Genomic DNA, 19357 nt, shown 5'->3' with positions numbered 1-19357 from the left:
GCCAGCCGAACCGATCACCCTGCAGATCCACTTCCAAGGACCTCTCATGAAAACGCTCTCGCTCATCGCCGCCACCCTGTCGCTGTCGATCTTCTCGCTGGCCCACGCCGAAACCTACGACGGCGTGCACGCCGCCAACTCGGTGAAAAGCCGCGCCGAAGTCGCCGCCGAAGCCGAACGCACCGCCGCCTCGCCGAACCAGAACGTCGCACGCGGTTCGCGCGGCGCCGAGCCTTTCACCTCGACGGCCAGCCGCGATGCGGTCTACGCCGATGCGGTCAAGCAAGCCAGCGCACCCGACCAGAACGTGTCGAGCGGCTCCAAGGTCAACAGCCGCGTGATCTCGACGATGGCGCGCACCTCGGCACCGGTGCAGGCGCAGCAGCAACGCCCTGCCGCCGCCAACTGATCGACGCTTGATCTGAAAGAAAAGCCGGCCCGCGCGCAAGCGAGGGCCGGCTTTTTCGCGCGCCTCAGTCTTCCGCGACGAGGCGCGCGCCGGCCCACTTCTGCTGCTCGCACAACTCGCGCACCACATCGCGGATCAGTTGGCAGATCGCGCGCTTGGCATTGGTCATCGGCAGGTGCCGCGAGACGCACAGCCCCAGCCGCCGCACCATCGCGTCGGAGGCGATCGCATGCGCCACCAGCCGGCCGTCCTCGACCTCGCGCTGCGCCAGGCCCAGCGGCATGATGGTCGGTCCGATGCCGGCCTCCACCGCGCTCTTGAGCACGTAGACCGAATTGATTTCGGCGGCGATGCGCTGCGCGCGGTACGCGCCGGCCTCGAGCGCGGCGTCGACGATCCAGCGCGTGCAGTGGCCATGGTGATTGCTGGGCAATACCAGCGGCCGCGCGATGGCCTGCGCCACCGTCACGTCGCCGGGCGGCGGCGCGCCCTCGTCCTGCGCGGCGTGGATCAGCACGAAGGCCTCGTCGACCAGCGGCGTGAAGGCGATGTCCTGCGGCAGCATGCCGGGCGTGAAGACCGCCACGTCGACGCGGCCGCGCAGCATCTGGTCGGCCATGTTGCCGGTCAGCTCTTCGTTGAGATGGAAAACGATGTTCGGATAGCGCTTCGCCGCGGCCCGCAGCAGCGGCAGCGCGAGCGTGGCGGCCACGCTCTGCGGCAAGGCCGCCACCACCGAGCCCACCACCGCATCGGCCGCGCAGTGCACGGCCGCCCGCGCGTCCTCGATCTGCTTGGTGATGCCCTGCGCGTATTCGTAGAACACCTTGCCGCTGTCGGTGAGCACCACGCCGTTGCGGCTGCGCAGCAGCAGCTGCGTGCCGAGCTCGGCCTCGAGTTCCGACAGCTGCCGGCTCAGCGCCGATTGCGCCACGTGCAGCTGCTGCGCCGCGCGCGACACGCTGCCGCTGTCGGCGATCGACAGGAAATACTTGAATTGACGCAGTTCCAACGCAGGAGCCTCCAGCGGCCATTGTCGTCGGACCCGCGCGCCGACGGCGTCAGCGCAGCGCTTCGAAGGGCACCACCTTGCCGGGATTGAAGATGTTGTGCGGGTCGAGCGCGTGTTTCACGGCGCGCATCAGCGCCACTGCATGCACCCCGTGCTCCTCGACCAGGTAAGGCATCTTGTGCAGGCCCACGCCATGCTCGCCGGTCGAGGTGCCGCCGTGGCGCAGCGCGCGCTGCACCAGCCGGTGGCTGAAGGCCTCGGCCGCCGCGACCTCGTCGGCGTTCAGCGGATCGAACAGCACCAGGCAATGGAAGTTGCCGTCGCCCACGTGGCCGAACACCGGCGCCAGCAGGCCGTGCGCGCCGATGTCTTCCTGCGTCTCTCCGATGCAGGCGGCCAGCGCCGACAGCGGCACGCAGGCGTCGGTGGTCATGCTGCGGCAGCCGGGGCGCAACTGCAGCGACGCGAAATAGGCGTGGTGGCGCGGCGTCCAGAGCCGCGAGCGCTCCTCCTGCAGCGTGGCCCACTGGAACGCGCCGCCGCCGTGGCCCGCCGCGATCTCGCGCACGATCGCAGCCTGCTCGTCGATCTGAGCCTGGCTGCCGCCGAACTCGAGAAACAGCGTGGGGTGTTCGCCCAGCGCCGTGCGGCTGTGCGCATTGACAGCGCGGATCGTCAGCGCGTCCAGCATCTCGGCGCGTGCGAGCGGCACGCCGAGCTGGATCGCCTCGATCACGCAGTCGACCGCGTCGCGCACGGCGGGGAAATGCACCACCGCCGCGGCCACCACCTCGGGGTGCGGGTGCACGCGCACGGTGGCTTCGGTGATCAGCCCGAGCGTGCCCTCGGAGCCGCAGTAGAGCTGCGTCAGGTTGTAGCCGGCCGAGCTCTTGCGCGCCTGGGTCGCGGTGCGCACGATCTCGCCGTCGGCCGTGACCACGGTGAGGTTGACGACGTTGTCGCGCATCGTGCCGTAGCGGACCGTGTTGGTGCCGGAGGCCGCGGTCGCGACCATGCCGCCCACCGTGGCGTCGGCGCCGGGATCGACCGAGAAGAAAAAGCCCGTGCCGGCCAGCGCCGCGTTGAGTTGGTTGCGCGTGACGCCGGCCTCGACAGTGACGTTGAGGTCCTCGGTGCGGATCGCGAGCACCTTGTTCATTTGCGAGAAGTCGATGCAGACGCCGCCTTCGACGGCCAGCAGGTGGCCCTCGATCGACGAGCCGACGCCGAAGGCGATCAGCGGCACGCGTTCGGCCGCGCAGGCGCGCACCACGAAGGCGGCCTCTTCGGTGCTGTGCACGTAGACCACCGCATCGGGCGGCACCGGCAGGTAGGCCGACTCGTCGCTGCCATGCTGCAGCAGCACCGAAGCGCCGGTGGAGAAACGCGCGCCGAAATGCGCCTGCAGTTGCGCGGTCAGCGCGGGCGAAGGTGAGCGGCGCGGGGCATGCAGCGGCGCGCCCGCTGCGGTGTTCGCGTGGGGGGACATGGGGGCTCCTGTCAAAAAAGGGCGTACCGCCGCTCAGCGGTTGCCGCGGGACGCAGCCGTGGGCTTGGCCAACACCAGCACCAGCACGGCCCCGAGCACCAGCAGCCCGGCCAGCATGTGCAGGCCCGAGTCGGTGCTCTTCGTGATGTCCTTGATCACGCCGATCAGGAAGGGCGCGGCAAAGCCCGAGAGGTTGCCGAAGGAATTGATGAAGGCGATGCCGGCCGCCGCGGCCGCGCCGCCCAGGAAGCTGGTCGGCAGGCCCCAGAACACCGGCAGCGTGGCCATGATGCCCATGGTCGCGATGGTCAGGCCCGCCATGGCCCAGACCGCGTTGCCGTGCATGGCCACGCTCAGCACCAGGCCGAGCGCGCCCACCACCGCGGCGACGGCCGAGTGCCATCGGTGTTCGAGCCGCTTGTCGGCGCTGCGGGCCACCAGGTACATCGCGACCACGCCGAAGGACCAGGGGATCGCGCTCAAGAGGCCGATGTCGAGCGCGCTCTTCACGCCGATCGACTTGATGATGCTGGGCAGCCAGAACGAGATGCCGTAGAGCCCCGCCGTGAAGGTGAAGTACACCAGCGCCAGCAGCCACACGCGGCCGTTGGTCAGCACGCTGAGCACCTTGGCCTCGGACTTCCCGCTGCCGTCGGCCGCGATGTCGCGCGCGATCAGTTCGCGCTCGGCCGGCTCGAGCCATCGCGCGTCCTTCACGCGGTCGTCGAGGTAGCGCCAGACCAGGAAGCCCATGGCGACCGTCGGCAGGCCCTGCAGCAGGAACAGCCACTGCCAGCCCTGCCAGCCGTTGACGCCGGCCATGCTCTGCAGGATCCAGCCCGAGAACGGCCCGCCGAGGATGCCCGCGAAGGGAATGGCGGCCAGGAACAGCGAGGTCGCCTTGCCGCGGCGCGCCGCCGGGTACCAGTAGGTGAGGTACAGGATGATGCCGGGGAAGAAGCCCGCCTCGGCCGCGCCCAGGAAGAAGCGGACCAGGTAGAAGGACATGGGCGTCGTCACGAACATCGTGCCGGCCGACAGCAGGCCCCAGGTCACCATGATCCGCGCGATCCAGCGCTTGGCGCCGACCTTGTGCAGGATCACGTTGCTCGGCACCTCGAACAGGAAGTAGCCGATGAAGAAGATGCCCGCGCCCAGGCCGTAGACGGCTTCGCTGAACTGCAGCGCGTCCTGCATCTGCAACTTGGCGAAGCCCACGTTGACACGGTCGAGGTAGGCGACGATGTAGCAGACGAAGAGCAGCGGGATCAGCCGCCAGCTGACTTTTCGGTAGACCGCGTCCGCGGCGAGGGAGGCGCCGGCGCCCGACGAAGGGCGCGGCATGGCAGAGGTGTTCATGGAGAAGGTCCCGGGTGACAGCCGGGCATGTTCTCACGCCCGGCGATGCGCGAATCGTCGCGCGCGCACCGCCGCCCGCCGCAGCGGGTTAACGCGGAAAATTCATACCGATGGGCGAAGCGCGCATCTCGCGCCGAGATGGCTCAGGCCGCGCGGCCGCGCCGATCCGGCGCCAGCACGGTCGAGACGACGGCCCGCGCGGGGGTCGGCCCGCAGAAGGCGAAGTCGACCTCGGGCCGCCGGCCCGACATCAGTTCGGCCAGCGCGCGGCCCGAACCGCAGCCGTGCGTCCAGCCCAGCGTGCCGTGGCCGGTGTTGAGGAACAGGCCCTGCACCTTGCTGCGGCCGATGTAGGGCACGTTGCCTGGCGTCGCCGGACGCAGGCCGGCCCAGTAGCTCGCGAGCTCGGGCCGGCTCACGCCCGGGAAGATGTCGAGCGTGCGGCGCACGATGGCTTCGCAACGCACCGGGTTCAGCGACAGGTCGTAGCCGTTGAGCTCGGCCGTGCCCGCGATGCGCAGCCGATCGCCGAAGCGCGAGAAGACCAGCTTGTGCTCGTCGTCGGTCAGGCTCACGCTGGGCGCCTTGTCGGCATCGAGGATGGGCAGCGTCGCCGAGTAACCCTTGGCCGGATAGATGTCGAGCGACACACCCGCGCCGCGCGCGAGCGGGGCGCTGAAGCTGCCCAGCGCGAGCACGTAGGCATCGCCCTGCACCACCTCGTACATGCCGCTCTCGCTCGCGATCTCCACTCCGCGCATCGCACCGCCTTCGGTGCGCAGCCGCTGGACGCGCACGCCGTAACGGAACTGCACGCCCTGCTCGGCCGCCTTCTGCGCGAGGCCGGTGGTGAACTTGTGCACGTCGCCCGATTCGTCGGCGCTGGTGTAGGTGGCGCCGGCCAGCCGCGGGCGGATCGCGGCCATGGCGGGGTCGATGCGCACCACCTCGTCGGCATCGATCACCTGCCGCTCGCAGCCCAGCTCGCGCATGATGCGCGCCGGCTCGAGCGCCAGATCGAACTCCTTCTGGCTGGTATAGAAGTGCAGGATGCCCTTGGTCAGGTGGTCGTAGGCGATGCCGGTGTCGCGGCGCAGCTGCTGCAGGCTGTCGCGGCTGTAGGTGCCCAGGTTGAGCAGTTGCACCATGTTGCGGGTCGAGCGCTTCGCGCCGCATTCGGCGAGGAACTTGAGGCCCCAGCGCCATTGCGCGGGGTCGGCGCGCAGGCGGAACAGCAGTGGCGCATCTTCCCGGCCCAGCCACTTGAGCAGCTTGAACGGCGCCGAGGGGTTGGCCCAGGGTTCGGCATGGCTCACCGAGATCTGGCCGCCGTTGCCGAAGCTGGTCTCGCGCGCGGCACCGACATTGCGCTCGAGCACGGTCACTTCATGGCCGGCCTGCCGCAGGTACCATGCGGTGGCGACGCCGATCACGCCGGCGCCCATCACGATCACTTTCATCATCATCTCCAGTTCGAAAACGCAAAAGAAAAAGGGCCGGCGACCAGAATTGGTCGTCGGCCCCACTGTCCTTTTGCCTGAGAGATTCACCGCGTCCTGCGACGCGGTTTGCACCTTCGGCGGCGGCTCGGCATGACGCCGGCAGCACTCTCCAGTTTGATGATGAATCCAGTACGGGACCTGAGCGTTTCGGGGATGCGCCTTCGGTAGAACGACCCCTGGGGGTCGTTGCTTCTCCTGGAAGGCTTGCATTATCCCGCCATTGCACGAAGGCTGGCAACTCCGCGGCTTCACACCGCGATCGGTGGGCCCAAAGAAAACGGCCCCGAAGGGCCGTCGTCCATCATGCTGCGAACAGCAATTACTTCTTGGCGGCAGCCTTCTTGGCCGGTGCCTTGGCGGGGGCCGCTGCGGCCTTTGCCGGAGCCTTCGCAGGTGCGGCAGCCTTCGCCGAAGCCTTGGCAGGTGCCTTGGCAGGAGCGGCAGCAGCCTTCTTCGCGGGTGCGGCAGCGGGCTTGGCAGCCACGGCAGCCTTCTTGGCGGGTGCAGCAGCCGGCTTTGCAGCGACCTTGTCGGCCTTGCGCTTGGCAGCCTTGGGGTCGATGGCGGCCTTGAAGGCAGCGCCCGGAACGAACTTCGGCACCTTCTGGGCGGCGATCTTGATCTTCGTGCCGGCTTGCGGGTTGAAGCCCGAACGTGCAGCGCGTGCGACTTGCTTGAAGGTGCCGAAGCCCACGATCTGGACCGGGTCGCCCTTCTTGACCGCGGCGACGATGGCACCGGTGATGGTCTCCAGGATGCGGGCCGCTTCGGCCTTGCTGGTGTTGTGGGCGGTGGCGATTTTCTCGACGAGTTCGATACGGTTCACTGAATTTTCCTAAGATGAGTTGGCCGTTTCTCTCAACGGCCGCAAGGCCTGATACGGCTGCAATGCGGCGCGGAGTGTAGCCGGAGCCGCAACAGTGCCGCGGAAATCGCCCTCCGGGCACCCTTCTGCGCGCACCGGATTTGAGCCCTCTTCAGACACCCGATAGCCCGGCGACCCCTCTGGAAAGTACCCTCGCGCAGCCATGAACCCAAATCGCCCGGTGCTGCCTTCTCTGTCGAGACAACGCGTGCGCATCGGCCCCCGCTTCAGTCCCTTGCGCGAATGCAGACCGCAGCTTCAGCATTCCACGATGTTCACGGCCAGCCCGCCGCGCGAGGTTTCCTTGTACTTGGTCATCATGTCGGCGCCGGTCTCGCGCATGGTCTTGATCACCTGGTCGAGGCTCACGTGGTGCACGCCGTCGCCGTAGAGCGCCATGCGCGCCGCGTTGATGGCCTTGACCGAGGCCACGGCGTTGCGCTCGATGCAGGGGATCTGCACCAGCCCGCCCACCGGGTCGCAGGTCAGGCCCAGGTGGTGCTCCATGCCGATCTCGGCCGCGTTCTCCACCTGCTCGGGGCTGCCGCCCAGCACCGCGCACAACCCGGCCGCGGCCATCGAGCAGGCCACGCCGACCTCGCCCTGGCAGCCCACCTCGGCGCCGGAGATCGAAGCGTTCTCCTTGTAGAGCAGGCCGATGGCCGCGGCGGTCAACAGGAAGTCGACGACCCCGCGCTCGCTGGCGCCGGGCACGAAGCGCATGTAGTAGTGCAGGACCGCGGGCACGATGCCGGCCGCGCCGTTGGTGGGTGCCGTGACCACACGGCCGCCCGCGGCGTTCTCCTCGTTGACGGCCAGGGCGAAGACGTTGACCCAGTCGATCACCGTGAGCGGGTCCACCATGGCCGCGCGGAAGTCCCCGAGCCGCCGCGTCAACGCCGCGGCCCGGCGCCGGACGCGGAACGGCCCGGGCAGCACGCCGTCGGTGCGGCAGCCGCGCTCGACGCAGGCCTGCATCACCTGCCAGATCCGCAGCAGGCCCGCATCGGTCTCTTCGTCGGTCCGCCAATGCCGTTCGTTGCGCCGCATGACGTCGCCGATGCTGCAGCCGTGCTGCGTGGTCAGGCCCAGCAGATCGGCACCGCTGTGAAAGGGCCATTCGAGGATCTCGGTGTCCGGCGCGATCAGCTTCTGCCGCGAACCGTCGCCGGCCACGGTCTCGCTCACGACGAATCCGCCGCCCACGGAGTAGTAGGTCTTCTCCAGCAACCTGCCGCCGTCGCCATCGAAGGCCGTGAATCGCATGCCGTTGGGATGGAAAGGCAGTGCCTTGAGGCTGTAGAGCAACAGGTCGGCCTTCTCGTCCAGAGCGATGGTGTGAACGCCGGCCAAGTGCAACGACTTGCGGCCACGGATGTCGGCCAACAGGGCCGGCACCGCATCCACGTCGACGGTGTCGGGCTCGTGGCCGGCCAGGCCCAGCAGCACGGCCACGTCGGTACCGTGGCCCTTGCCCGTCGCACCCAGCGAGCCGAACATTTCAGACACGACGCGGCGCACACCGCCCAGCAGGCCCGTGTCCTCCAGCGCCTTCGTGAACAGGCGCGCGGCCCGCATCGGGCCGACCGTATGCGAGCTCGAAGGCCCGATGCCGATCTTGAAGAGGTCGAAGACGCTGACTGCCAAGAGGAGGTCCGTTCTGAAATGAAAAGCAGGAAACGGCGCGATCCTAGGGCGGCTTTCAGATCAGCACCATTGATCATTTCTTTGGATATATTCAATAAATTCTTAACTATCGACGGGCCTGCCATGGACTTCGCACGACTCAGGGCACTGCGGGAACTCTCGAACCGCCAGACCATGACGGCCGTGGCCGATGTGCTGTGCCTGACACCGTCCGCGGTCTCGCAGCAGTTGGCGCAGCTCGAGGCGGAGGTCGGCGTGGCGCTGACCGAGCGGCGCGGCCGGGGCGTGAAGCTCACGCACGCGGGCGAGGTGCTGGTGGGGCATGTCGAACGCGTGCTCACCGTGCTGGACGAGGCGAAGTCCGAGCTGGCGCAGATCCGCCAGGAGATCGCGGGCACGCTGCGCGTCGCGGCCTTCGCCACGGCCGCGGCCGCGCTGCTGCCGCCCGTGATCCAGGCGCTGCGTGCGGCCTACCCGCGGCTGCAGATCACGCTGGTCGAGATGGAGCCCGCCGAAGGACTGGCCGCGCTGGGCTCGTGGAGCACCGACATCGCGATCGTGGACGACCTCGGCGGGCGCCAGACGCGCGGCGGCCAGACGGTAAAGCACGTGCCGCTGATCGACGACGAGCTGCACGTCATCCTGGCCACCGGGCACCGGCTCGCGCGCAAGAAGACGCTGGGGCTGGCCGAGCTCAAGGACGAGGAGTGGGCGCTCGACTCCGCGAGCAGCGTGTATGGCGAGTTCGTGCTGGGCCTGTGCCGCCGCGCGGGCTACACGCCACGCGTGAGCGCCGAGTGCCTGGGCTCCGAGATCATCGCGGCCATGGTCAGCGCGGGCTGCGCCGTCTCCATCATCCCCGGCCTGCGCCTGGGCCAGATGCGCGGCACCTTCGCCGCGGTGCCGCTGCGGCCCAGGGTCCACCGGCACATCTCGGCCGCCTTCCGCCAGGGCGAGCGGACCCACCCGGCGATCCGCGTGTTCGTCGAACAGCTGCTGCGCACGGCGAAGTCGCTGAAGCCTTGAGCGCGCGCTTGAAAGTTCAGGGGTAGCGGGCCAGCGCCTGCCGGTCGGTCACGGTGATGTAGCCGTAGCCGCGCTGGATCAGCCCGGCCGATGCCAGCTCGGTCAGCGCCGTGTTCACGCGCTGGCGCGACACGCCGACCAGCAGGCCCAGCTCTTCCTGGTTGATGTGCAAGGTGGCATCGGTGTTGGGATAGAGCACGGGATGGAAGAGGCTCGAGATGCCCCGCGCCACACGGGCCGTGGGTTCGAGCAGCCGGTCGAACTTCACCATCGCGATGAATTGGCCCAACCGTTCGTTGAGGTGCGACAGCATGAAGTGGTTGAACGGGATGCTGCGCTCGAGCAGCCAGGAGAAGGTGGCGCGAGGCAGGTGCACCGTGACCGTCGGGCGCGTGGCCATGATCTCGTACTTGCGGTGTTCGGGCTTGAGCAGCGAGCCCTCCCCGATCCAGCCGCCGGCCGCCACGCCGGTGAACATCACGAGCCGGCCGTCGGCGGTGGTGTCCTGCACACGCAGGAAGCCCTCGAGCACGCCGATCCAGCTGTCGGCGATCTCGTCGCGCTGGCACACGGAAGCGTGCGTCTCGTGGTGCTTGACGTAGAGCGAATCGAAGGCCTTGGTGCATTCCGCGTGGGTCAGCGCACGCGGCCAGATGCAGCGTTCGAAGAAAGGACGGAGTTCCCGGGAAGGCGGCATGGGAAAACGTGTTCGGCGTGGGGTGGGCGGCGGGCCGCGATCGGCTGAATGTAGAGCACCGGGGCGCGCGCCCCGGTGCCCGCCTTTCTGTCAGAACGATGTCGACGTCGGCACCGCGGGCAACGGCTGCCCGCCCGGCCCGGCGCGGAAGCTCGTGGGTGCCCAGGCGGTCTGGCCCACGCCCGGCTTGCGCCAGTCGCACACGCCGTCGGTGAACACCGCGCTCAGCCGCGCCCGCTGCCCTGCCGAGAAGGTGGCGCTGCCGTAGTCGGTGGACGCGAAGTCCAGCGGCTTGAGCTGGCACTTGAAGACGTCTTCCGACAGCGGACCGCCCGCCACGATGCGCGGCGATTCATAGGGCTTGACCGCGCAGGCCGCGCTGCCGAAGCCCACGTCCACCAGTTCGGCGTCGGTCACCCCGGCCGTGGCGATGCAGAAGTCCACCGCATCGCGCGGTTTGTTGCGCAGCACCTTGGCCGGCTTCAGGTCCGCCGACTTGTCCTGCTCCATGGCGGCGAGCCAGCGGTCCATTGTGTGGAAGGCCTTGCGATTGAGGGCCGTCCCGTCGACATAGTAGGACGCGCTGCCGAACATCACGTGGTTGGCGTGGCCGCCGTTGGCCGCGTCGAGGCGGGCGCGCTGCGCGTACGAGCGCCAGGCCATGTGGATGTCCGGTCCCATCTCCGGGCGCAGATCGATGATCGGCACCTGCGCCAGGTTCTTGCCCACGCTCACGAGGCCGCTCTTGTAGAAGGGCACCATCGCCGTGGGCGATACGCGGGCCCGCGGCGCAGGGATGGTCGGCGCCGTCGCCGAGCCGCCCGACCAGACCATGTCGAGGTCGTAGCTGCCCACGCCTTCGTTGAGCGCAACGAATTCCTCGGACGTGATCGCGCCGGCCTGCAAGGCCTTGAGGCCGTACTGGACACCCGCGTTGTCGTAGGGCAGGTTGGGCTTCACCGTGCGGTCGGTGTCGGTGACCGTGCCGACCACCGGCGTCAGCACGTCGTGGATCGAGCAGCGCACGCCGGTCGGCCGCAGGCGGGGGTCGTAGACGATGCCCGCGGGGAAACCGTTGCCGCAGTTGTCGGGCAGCTTCGGGTCCTGCGGGTTGATGAAGGACAGCGCCCAGGTGAAGCAATGGACGGCGCTGGGGTGGCCGTTCACCGCCGCGCGCGCCGTGTCGCTCAGGGCCGAGCCTGCTGTGGTGGCGTAGTAGTGCGTGAGCATGCCGCACTCGCGCGTCTCCATCCAGGTGCTCACGGCATCGGGATAGCTCACGCCGGTCTGCAGGCCGTCGAGCAGACCGGGCATCACCGAGGCCGGCACGGTCTGCATCATCGAGCCACCCGAGCCGCCGTCGCTCATCGTGTAGCGCACCTCGCCGTAGGTGTCGATCAGGTGCTCCTTCACCATCATGATGTTCTCGGTGGCCAGCACTTCGTTGTTGTTGTCCTGGTGGTTGGTGAGCTGCGAGTTCACTGTCGCGAAGCCCGCGCGCAATGCGTTGTCGTCGAAGATCGCGTTGCCGGGCTGCTGCTGGAAGCGGTTGCCCGAGGCCGATGCGCCCATCTTCCAGAGCAACTTGCCGTTCCAGCCCTTCTGCGGCGCCCAGGGCGCCCAGGGCTGCGCCGGATCGAACCACGTGGCGATCTGGTACATGCCGCGGCCCATGGTGCCGAGTTCCACGCGCAGCAGCGCCTTGACCTTGTCGCCGCGGTCGTTGGTGAAGTCGGCGATGTCGACGTCCTGGGGCCGTGCATTGGCGGGATAAGGCAGCAGGCAGGCATTGGGGTCGCCGACCGTGAAGGTGCAGGCCGTGCCTTCCTTGGCCTTGGGCTGGTAGTAGTAGCTGTATTTGGCCGGCGCATTGCAGTCCGCATCGAGGGGCTCAGAGTCCAGGCCGTTCAGGCGCGTGGTCGCCGTGCCCGACAGGTTGGTGCCTTCCGGCGAGACCAGGACGGTGCTGCCCGTGCGCGTGGCACACACCCAGGGCTGGATCGGTGCGCCGGCGAAGATGTTGCCGCCGCGCGAGAAGTTGGTGATCGTGAGGCGTGCGCCGCTGGCCTTGCCCTTGACCGTCGCGGACAGCAGGTTCTCGCCGTCGCGCAGACCGGTCAGCAATCCCATCACCCGCCCGTTGTCGCGCGCGGCGAAGGCGCCGGTCACGTCCGAGCCGTTCAGGTCGAGGCGCACGTCGCCGGCGGCCAGACCCGCGGGCAGCACCACCTCCACCAATGCGTCGCCGTCGCTGATCATGTCGGCGCGGTTCGACAGCGTCTTGAGCGCCAGCGCACCGGTCGCGGCCGGAGGCGTCGTGCCCCCGCCACCCGTGCTCGGGGGCGCGGCATCGCCACCGCCACTGCCACCGCAACCGACCAACAGTCCCGCGGCAACGGCCGCAGCCGACGCATGGAAGATGAATCTCGACTGAACTCGCATGGCTTGTCTCCGTTTTTTTGTGAAAGCCAACGAATGCTAGGACTGCACCTCCGATGAGTTTGTGGCGGTGACGACAATTGGCCGAAGGCCTTCGTCGGGACTAACCCTAGCGCTGCCCGTCGCCCACCGAGATCTGCTCCGCCCTCAGCCCGCCCACGCGCGCATGGATCCGGCCGCCGTCGGACATCACCAGCGCGAACAGGATCTCGTCGGGCCGCGGCGCGTCCTGGATGCCGATCTCGGCTGCGCTGAAGTGGCTGCGCACGTAGGCCGCATGCACGTGGTGCAGCGGCACCATCAGGCGATAGCCCGTGCCTGCGACCGCCTTGACCGAGGGCACGATGGCCTGGGGCGCGCCGAGTGCTTCGCGCATCGCCCAGCCGCCCGCCTCGTGCCAGACGGCGCCGTGTTCCATCTCGCCGTTCACGCCCACGATGGCGGCCTTGCCGTAGGCTTCGACCCGGTCCCGGCCCAAGGTGGCGACCAGTTCCTCCGCCAGGCTCTGGCCCAGCGGCTTGAGCGCTTCCATGAACGCGAACAGGTCGGGCTCGAAGCGCCCGGCATAGGGATTGCGCACCACCGCGCAGGCTGCGGCCACCCGGACCGGACGGCTGGCGGGCGGACCGCCCTCGTGGAAGATGGTCTCTATCTGAAGGCTGCGCTTGCGCAGTTGGAGGGTCGGCGAGGAGGTGGAAGGCATGGCATCGAGCCTAGGCAGGCCCTGCCCGCGTGAACAGCATCAGTGCGCGTGTCAAAAGCCGGTGCAGAAGGGTTCACCGGCGCCTTCATTCCGGTTTCCTTGAATGGAAATGACAGCATTCAACTTTTGTGTATAATACGAGACGCCCAAGGTTGCATTGGGCTTGCCCTGCAGGCAGCGCCGAATCTCACGGCGGTACGTCGATACAGAACGCTCACGACGAGAAAAATTACAGAGTGTTCCTGCATGTGAATGTGCCGTAACGTGGGTCGCGTAAGAGCCCACGACCAATCTCCCAGACAAAAGCCGCCCTCGAGGCGGCTTTTTCGTGGGCGCGGCAGACGTCTCAGTGGTCTCAGTGGCCGGCGCGGTCGAAGGCCTGCGCGAGGCGCGCGACACCCTCGGAGATCTGCGCGACGTCCGGCGACGCATAGGTCAGCCGCATGCAGTGCGGATCGCCGTCGGCCGCGAAGAAGGCATGGCCCGGCACGAACAGCACGCCGGCCTCGACCGCGGCCTCGAACAGGCGCTGCGGATCGATCGAAGGCGCGGTGCGCAGCCACACGAACATGCCGCCGGCCGGCTCGACGAAGGCCACGCGCGGCCCGAGCCGGTCGCGCAGCGCGCCCACCATGTGCCGCATGCGCAGGCCGTACTCGGCGCGCATCGCGGCGACGGCCGCATCTGCGCTGCCGCCCGCCAGGTACTCGGCGGCGATCGCCTGCGCCAACGACGAGGTGCAGAGGTCCGCGGTCTGCTTGGCGATCGCGCAGCGCCGCAGCACCTCGGGCGGCGCCACCATCCATCCGATGCGCAGCGCCGGCGCCACGGTCTTCGACAGGCTCGACAGATACAGCACCGGGTTGCGCTCGGGCGCCAGCGCGCGCGCGGTCTCGAACAGCGTGGCCGGCGTGCCGTCGCCGAAGTCGAGCGCACCGTAGGGGTCGTCTTCCACGATCAGGAAGTCGTAGCGGATCGCCAGCTGCACCAGCGCCTCGCGCCGCGGGGCCGGCAGCAGCGTGCCGCCGGGGTTCGAGAAGTTGGGCACGGTGTAGAGCAGCTTGGGCCGGCGCGCCGCCGGCGTGCCGGCCAGCAGGGCTTCGAGCGCATCGACCTGCAGGCCCTGTTCGTCGGCGGGCACCTGCACGATGCGCGCCTGCGCGAGCTTCAGCGCCTGCAGCGTGGCCGGATAGGTGGGCGACTCGACGTACACGCCATCGCCGGGTTCGATCAGCACGCGCACCAGCAGGTCGAAGGCCTGCTGCGAGCCCGTGGTCACGATGAGTTCGTCGCTCGCGCAATGGACGCCGCGCGCGGCGCTCAGCTGCCGAAGCGCATCGCGCAAGGTGGGCAGCCCTTCGGTCGCGCTGTACTGCAGCGATACGCCGGGCCGTGCCAGTGCGCGCAGGCCGGCCTCCTGCAGACCCGCCTGGTCGAACAGGCTGGCCGAGGGGTAGCCGCCGGCCAGCGAGATCATCCCGGGCCGGCTCAGGTAGGGAAAGAGCTCGCGGATCGGCGAGCCGGCCGGATCGGCGAAGGGCGAGGCGAAGGGGATCGGGTGCATCGGCATCACGAGGCCCGTGCGAGCGCCGCGCGCGCCTCGGCGATCGAGTGCTGCTCGGCCGCTTCGTAGAGTGCGATCTCGTCGTGCACCGCGCGGCCCAGCGCGCGCTCGAACTCGGCCCGGCTGCCGGGCGCGTCGTAGGTCGGGCCGCTCGCATCGCCGAGGTTCGAGCGGAAGATGCCGGCCGCGCTCACTGGCAGGAAGTCTTCGTAGGTGATCGGCTCGGCCTGCACGATGCCGCGCGCCATCAACTCATCGATCGACTGCGACGCCGCATCGGCATCGGCTGCGCCCACCGCCCGGTAGCGGAAGAAGGCCAGGCCCGCACGCCGCATCTCGCCCAGGTCGTCGGGGAAAGCCTCGAAGGCACGCACGAGCCGCTCGGCGTAGGGCACGTTGGCGTCGCCATCGCGTGCCTCGCTCAGCAGACGGTTGTAGAGCGCGCGGCCGGTGCGCGTGAGCGCGGCGCCGCGTTGCTCGATCTCGCCGAAGCGCGCGGTGTGCGCACCGTCGGCGCCGTCGGCGCCCGCGAAGGCGATCGGTTCCTCCAGCGCCTTGAAGCTGGTCTGGCGCAGCAGGATCGGATGGCGCCGCGTCGGCGGTCCCTCGATCAGTGCCTTGGCTCCGACGCCGCGGCGCGGCATCTCGGCCTGTGCGGCATCGATGTCGAGCGCGCGCGGCGTCAGGTGGTTGATGTGCGGGCCGCGGAAGCACACGACGTCGGCCACCAGGCGGTGCGATGCCAGCAGGCGTGCATAGGTCGCTGCGTCGACCGTGGCGTCGCCGTGCCAGCGGAAGGTGTCGAGCAGCGCCGGCACGAAGGCCGCGGCCTGCGCCGCATCCAGGCCGCCCTGGGCTTCGGCCAGTTCCAGCAGCGCCAGCGCTTTCGGCGTGAAGATGTTCCGGCGCGCGAGGATGGCCGCGGCCTCTTCGCGCAAGGCCGGGTCCTCGATCAGCGGCAGCCGCAGCAGCGAGGTGAAGACACGGAAGGGATTGGCCGCGAGCGAGGCATCGGACACGGGCCGGAAGGCCGTCGAGTGCACCGGCACGCCGGCCTCGGCCAGGTCGTAGTAGCCCACGGGCGCCATGCCCATCACGGCGAACATGCGCGCGATGCACGCCAGTTCTTCCTCGGTCCCCACGCGGATCGCGCCGTGGCGCTCCTGGTCGAGGCGCGCGATCTGGTCGCCGGCCGCCAGTGCGTCGCGCAGCGCGGGGTCCGCCTTCAGCGCCTGCGCGTTGACGTCGGCCACCAGGTCCATGAGGAGGCCGTACTGCGGCACCTCCTCGCGGTACATGGCCGACAACGCGGCGGAAAAATCGGCGCGGATCGCGTCCGGGGAAAGCAGGGAGCTGGCTGGCATCGAAGGGCTTCGTTCAGAGTGCTGTGCGGGCGCAGGCCGCGCCATCCGGTCATGACAGGATGGAATGGCACGCCCATGGGGAGGAAGGCATCGTAGGTAGGTCCGCACGGCCGCGCAAACGACATTACGGAAGGACTTCATCTGATTTCGGAATGAACCTCTGGCGTCATGCCTCGCCGCCCCACCCCACCCCACCCTTAGCGACATTGACGCCCAACGTCGGCGACGGTGTCATTCGGCCTGGCATCGGCCTTCGGTGGAATGCCCCGATCACCATGAATTGATCCGCCAAACACGCAAAAACCCAGTCGATTCGATTGTGCTTGCGGCGATTCCCAGCAAGAATTCCTGTCGCGCCGCTTGGGCGCGTTGAACGAAGCGACGACGATGGAACTGGACCGCACCGACCGGAAGATTCTGGACATCCTCCAGCGCGAGGGCCGCATCGCCATGACCGAACTCGCGCAGCGCATCGGCCTGTCGACCTCGCCGTGTTCCGAGCGGGTCAAGCGCATGGAGCGCGAGGGCGTGATCACCGGCTACCACGCGCAGTTGTCGCCGCATGCGCTGGGCAAGACGCTGCTGGTCTTCGTCGAGATCAAGCTGGCCGCGAAGTCGGGCGAGGTCTTCGACAAGGTGCGCCAGGAACTGCTGCACGTGCCCGACGTGCAGGAGTGCCATCTGGTCTCGGGCAACTTCGACTACCTGGTCAAGGCCCGGCTGGGCGGCATGGACGAATACCGCAGCCTGCTCGGCGACATCCTCAAGAAGCTGCCGGTCGCCGCCGAATCCCACAGCTACGTGGTGATGGAAGAGATCAAGGAGAGCATGGCGCTGCGCATGGACCGCTGAGCGGCCCTGCGCCGCGCACGCTCAGGCGGTTTCGGCCAGCGCCTCGCCCAGGGCGTTGATGAGCCGATCGATCTCCGCTTTCTCGGTGACGAAGGCGGGCGCCAGCTGGATCGTGTCGCCGCCGCTGCGCACGTAGAAGCCCTTGCGCCAGCACGCCATCGCGACCTCGAAGGGCCGGCGCGCGGGTTCACCCGGCACCGCCGCCAGCGTGATGCCCGCGGCCAGGCCGTAGTTGCGGATGTCCGTCACGTACCGCAGGCCCTTCAGGCTGTGGACCGCGTCCTCGAAATACGGTGCCAGCGTCTTCACGCGGCCGATCATGTCCTCGGCCTTCAGCACCTCGAGCGCCGCGACACCGGCCGCGCAGGCCACCGGGTGCGCCGAGTAGGTGTAGCCGTGCGCGAACTCGACCATGTAGTCGGGGCCGCCCGCCTCCATGAAGGTCTGGTAGATCTCGTCCTTGGCGACCACCGCGCCCAGCGGCTGTGCGCCGTTGGTGACCTGCTTGGCGATGTTCATGATGTCGGGCACGACGCCGAAGGCCTCGGCGCCCGTCATCGCGCCGCAGCGGCCGAAGCCGGTGATGACCTCGTCGAAGATCAGCAGGATGTCGTGGGCCGTGCAGATGTCGCGCAGGCGCTGCAGGTAGCCCTGCGGCGGCACCACCACGCCGGCCGAGCCCGACATCGGCTCGACGATCACCGCCGCGATGTTCGAGGCGTCGTGCAGCGCGATCAGGTCGAGCAGGCGGTCGGCGAGTTCGGCGCCCTGCGTGGGCATGCCGCGCGTGAACGTGTGGCCGGGCAGCAGCGTGTGCGGCAGATGGTCGGCTTCGATGCCGGCGCCGAAGACCTTGCGGTTGCCGCCGATGCCGCCCACCGACAGACCGCCGTAGTTGACGCCGTGGTAGCCCTTCTCGCGGCCGATGAGGCGGGTCTTGCTCGCCTTGCCCTTGGCGCGCCAGTAAGCCCGCGCCATCTTGAGCGAGGTGTCGGCCGCATCGGAGCCGGAGTTGGTGAAGAACACGCGGTCCAGGCCCGCGGGCGTGAGTTCCTTGATGCGGTTGGCCAGCTCGAAGGCCAGCGGATGGCCGAACTGGAAGGCCGGCGCGTAGTCGAGCTTGGCGATCTGCCGGCTCACGGCCTCGGTGATCTCGGGGCGGCCGTGGCCCAGGCCGGTGCACCACAGGCCCGACAGGCCGTCGAACACCTTGCGGCCTTCGCCGTCGGTGAAGTAGGTGCCCTTGGCCTCCACGATCATCCGCGGGTCGGCCTTGAAGTGGCGGTTGCCGGTGTAGGGCATCCAGTAGGCGTCGAGCGACTGGGCGTCGGTGCGCTGCGGCGATGCGGGTGGGGCGACGGTCGAAATGGACATGGGGCGGCCCGCGGCAACGCGGCTCGAAGCGGTGGAGAAGCCGCGATTCTTGGCCTTCGCGTCACCGGCGAGAATGACGCGATATCCACGTTCACTTGCCGATCCATGAAAGTAAGTACCAGGCCGAAATCGCGCGCCCTGCTCGGCCAGTTGAGCGACATGGACCTGCGCCTGCTGCGGGTGTTCAAGACCGTCGTCGAATGCGGCGGCATGACCGCGGCGGAGCTCGAGCTCAACATCGGCGCCTCGACCGTGAGCCGCCACGTCAAGGACCTCGAGACGCGACTGGCCATGGTGCTGTGCCGACGCGGCCGGGCCGGCTTCGCGCTCACCTCCGAGGGTCAGCAGGTCTACGAGCAGACGCTGCGGTTGCTGGCCTCGGTCGATGCCTTCCGCAGCAGCATCGACGACATCCACCAGCGCCTGGGCGGGCAGCTCGACGTGGCGGTGTTCGACAAGACCGCGACCAATCCGCAGGCCCGGCTGGGCGAGGCCGTGGCGCGCTTCCGCGCGGCCGCACCGGGCGTGCGCCTGTCGCTGCACGTGGCGAGCATCAACGCCATCGAGCGCGGCGTGATCGACGGCCGCTTCCAGGTCGGCGTCATTCCCTCCCACCGCAGCTCCGAGAGCCTGGCCTATGCCGATCTGTTCGGCGAGACCATGCTGCTCTATTGCGGGCAGCAACATCCGCTGTTCGGCGCCTCGCACACCGGCCTGACCTGGGCGAAGTTGCGCACGCACGCCTTCGCGGGCCTGGGCTACCACTCGCCCAACATGGAACTCAGCCACCGCGCCGAGCTGCCGCGCAAGGCCACGGGCTTCGACCAGGAGTCGATCGCCACGCTGATCCTCTCGGGCGAGTTCCTCGGTTTTTTGCCCAATCACTATGCCGAGGCTTTCGAGCAGCGCGGCCTGATGCGCGTGATCGCGCCGAAGCGCTTCCACTACGCCTGCCAGTTCGTCAGCCTGGTGCGCAAGTCGCCCGCACCGTCGCGCGCCACGCAGATGTTCGCCGACTGCTTGGTGGCGGCGCATGCGCCGGCCTGAAGCCCGCC

15 protein-coding genes, 1 pseudogene and 1 riboswitch are annotated in these 19357 nt (G+C 68.8%); of the genes and pseudogenes, 4 read left to right on the top strand and 12 right to left on the bottom strand.

Annotated features, from left to right (window positions below):
• Positions 1 to 46 precede the first annotated feature (46 nt).
• Entirely contained in the window at positions 47 to 409 is a 363-nt protein-coding gene (locus ACSFBC_RS09835) for a DUF4148 domain-containing protein (RefSeq protein ID WP_435510142.1), read from the top strand.
• A 64-nt stretch (positions 410 to 473) separates the two neighbouring features.
• Here the strand turns inward: ACSFBC_RS09835 and ACSFBC_RS09830 are convergent, their stop codons facing one another.
• From ACSFBC_RS09830 to ACSFBC_RS09805, 6 genes and pseudogenes are all read right to left on the bottom strand, one after another.
• Positions 474 to 1421, bottom strand: a complete 948-nt coding sequence (locus ACSFBC_RS09830) for a LysR family transcriptional regulator (protein WP_435510141.1) — start codon at positions 1419 to 1421, stop codon at positions 474 to 476.
• Between the two features lie 49 nt (positions 1422 to 1470).
• Positions 1471 to 2910, bottom strand: a complete 1440-nt coding sequence (locus ACSFBC_RS09825) for an FAD-binding oxidoreductase (RefSeq protein ID WP_435510140.1) — start codon at positions 2908 to 2910, stop codon at positions 1471 to 1473.
• A 33-nt stretch (positions 2911 to 2943) separates the two neighbouring features.
• The gene (locus tag ACSFBC_RS09820) at positions 2944 to 4269 is read right to left on the bottom strand and encodes an MFS transporter (protein ID WP_435510139.1); all 1326 of its coding nucleotides are present in this window, start codon (positions 4267 to 4269) and stop codon (positions 2944 to 2946) included.
• Between the two features lie 143 nt (positions 4270 to 4412).
• Positions 4413 to 5729, bottom strand: a complete 1317-nt coding sequence (locus ACSFBC_RS09815; protein ID WP_435510138.1) for a D-amino acid dehydrogenase — start codon at positions 5727 to 5729, stop codon at positions 4413 to 4415.
• A gap of 55 nt (positions 5730 to 5784) precedes the next feature.
• Positions 5785 to 5894, bottom strand: a riboswitch (glycine riboswitch).
• A 313-nt stretch (positions 5895 to 6207) separates the two neighbouring features.
• Positions 6208 to 6597 (bottom strand): annotated as a pseudogene (locus ACSFBC_RS09810) (HU family DNA-binding protein); the annotation flags it as partial.
• A 297-nt stretch (positions 6598 to 6894) separates the two neighbouring features.
• Positions 6895 to 8283 carry an L-serine ammonia-lyase gene (locus ACSFBC_RS09805; protein WP_435510137.1) on the bottom strand — a complete coding sequence of 463 codons (1389 nt, stop codon included), beginning with the start codon at positions 8281 to 8283 and terminating at the stop codon, positions 6895 to 6897.
• Between the two features lie 123 nt (positions 8284 to 8406).
• Between ACSFBC_RS09805 and ACSFBC_RS09800 the strand changes: the two genes are divergently transcribed.
• Entirely contained in the window at positions 8407 to 9309 is a 903-nt protein-coding gene (locus ACSFBC_RS09800) for a LysR family transcriptional regulator (RefSeq protein WP_435510136.1), read from the top strand.
• Positions 9310 to 9325: 16 nt separating this feature from the next.
• Here ACSFBC_RS09800 and ACSFBC_RS09795 read toward each other — a convergent pair whose 3' ends face one another.
• The 5 genes from ACSFBC_RS09795 to hglS form a co-directional block, all read right to left on the bottom strand.
• A complete protein-coding gene (locus tag ACSFBC_RS09795; RefSeq protein WP_435510135.1) occupies positions 9326 to 10006 on the bottom strand; it encodes a Crp/Fnr family transcriptional regulator in 681 nt (226 codons plus the stop codon).
• Positions 10007 to 10096: 90 nt separating this feature from the next.
• The gene (locus tag ACSFBC_RS09790) at positions 10097 to 12448 is read right to left on the bottom strand and encodes a DUF6351 family protein (protein WP_435510134.1); all 2352 of its coding nucleotides are present in this window, start codon (positions 12446 to 12448) and stop codon (positions 10097 to 10099) included.
• A gap of 106 nt (positions 12449 to 12554) precedes the next feature.
• Positions 12555 to 13148 carry an amino acid synthesis family protein gene (locus ACSFBC_RS09785; protein WP_435510133.1) on the bottom strand — a complete coding sequence of 198 codons (594 nt, stop codon included), beginning with the start codon at positions 13146 to 13148 and terminating at the stop codon, positions 12555 to 12557.
• 355 nt (positions 13149 to 13503) lie between these two features.
• Positions 13504 to 14718 carry an aminotransferase-like domain-containing protein gene (locus tag ACSFBC_RS09780; RefSeq protein WP_435510132.1) on the bottom strand — a complete coding sequence of 405 codons (1215 nt, stop codon included), beginning with the start codon at positions 14716 to 14718 and terminating at the stop codon, positions 13504 to 13506.
• Positions 14718 to 16076, bottom strand: a complete 1359-nt coding sequence (gene hglS, locus ACSFBC_RS09775) for a 2-oxoadipate dioxygenase/decarboxylase HglS (RefSeq protein ID WP_435510131.1) — start codon at positions 16074 to 16076, stop codon at positions 14718 to 14720. Before hglS ends, ACSFBC_RS09780 begins: the two co-directional genes overlap by 1 nt.
• Before the next feature lie 387 nt (positions 16077 to 16463).
• Here hglS and ACSFBC_RS09770 point away from each other — a divergent pair, with 387 nt between their 5' ends.
• The gene (locus ACSFBC_RS09770) at positions 16464 to 16928 is read left to right on the top strand and encodes a winged helix-turn-helix transcriptional regulator (protein ID WP_435510130.1); all 465 of its coding nucleotides are present in this window, start codon (positions 16464 to 16466) and stop codon (positions 16926 to 16928) included.
• Positions 16929 to 16949: 21 nt separating this feature from the next.
• Here the strand turns inward: ACSFBC_RS09770 and aptA are convergent, their stop codons facing one another.
• Positions 16950 to 18302 carry an omega-aminotransferase AptA gene (aptA, locus tag ACSFBC_RS09765; protein WP_435510129.1) on the bottom strand — a complete coding sequence of 451 codons (1353 nt, stop codon included), beginning with the start codon at positions 18300 to 18302 and terminating at the stop codon, positions 16950 to 16952.
• Between the two features lie 105 nt (positions 18303 to 18407).
• On the opposite strand from aptA, the gene ACSFBC_RS09760 reads away from it, so the two are divergent.
• Positions 18408 to 19349, top strand: a complete 942-nt coding sequence (locus tag ACSFBC_RS09760) for a LysR family transcriptional regulator (protein ID WP_435510128.1) — start codon at positions 18408 to 18410, stop codon at positions 19347 to 19349.
• Positions 19350 to 19357 lie beyond the last annotated feature (8 nt).

It is taken from the genome of Variovorax frigidus (genome assembly GCF_051216515.1).
GTDB lineage: Bacteria > Pseudomonadota > Gammaproteobacteria > Burkholderiales > Burkholderiaceae_C > Variovorax.
The sequence above is the reverse complement of the archived record's forward strand: the minus strand, read 5'-3'. Positions and strand labels throughout refer to the sequence as shown.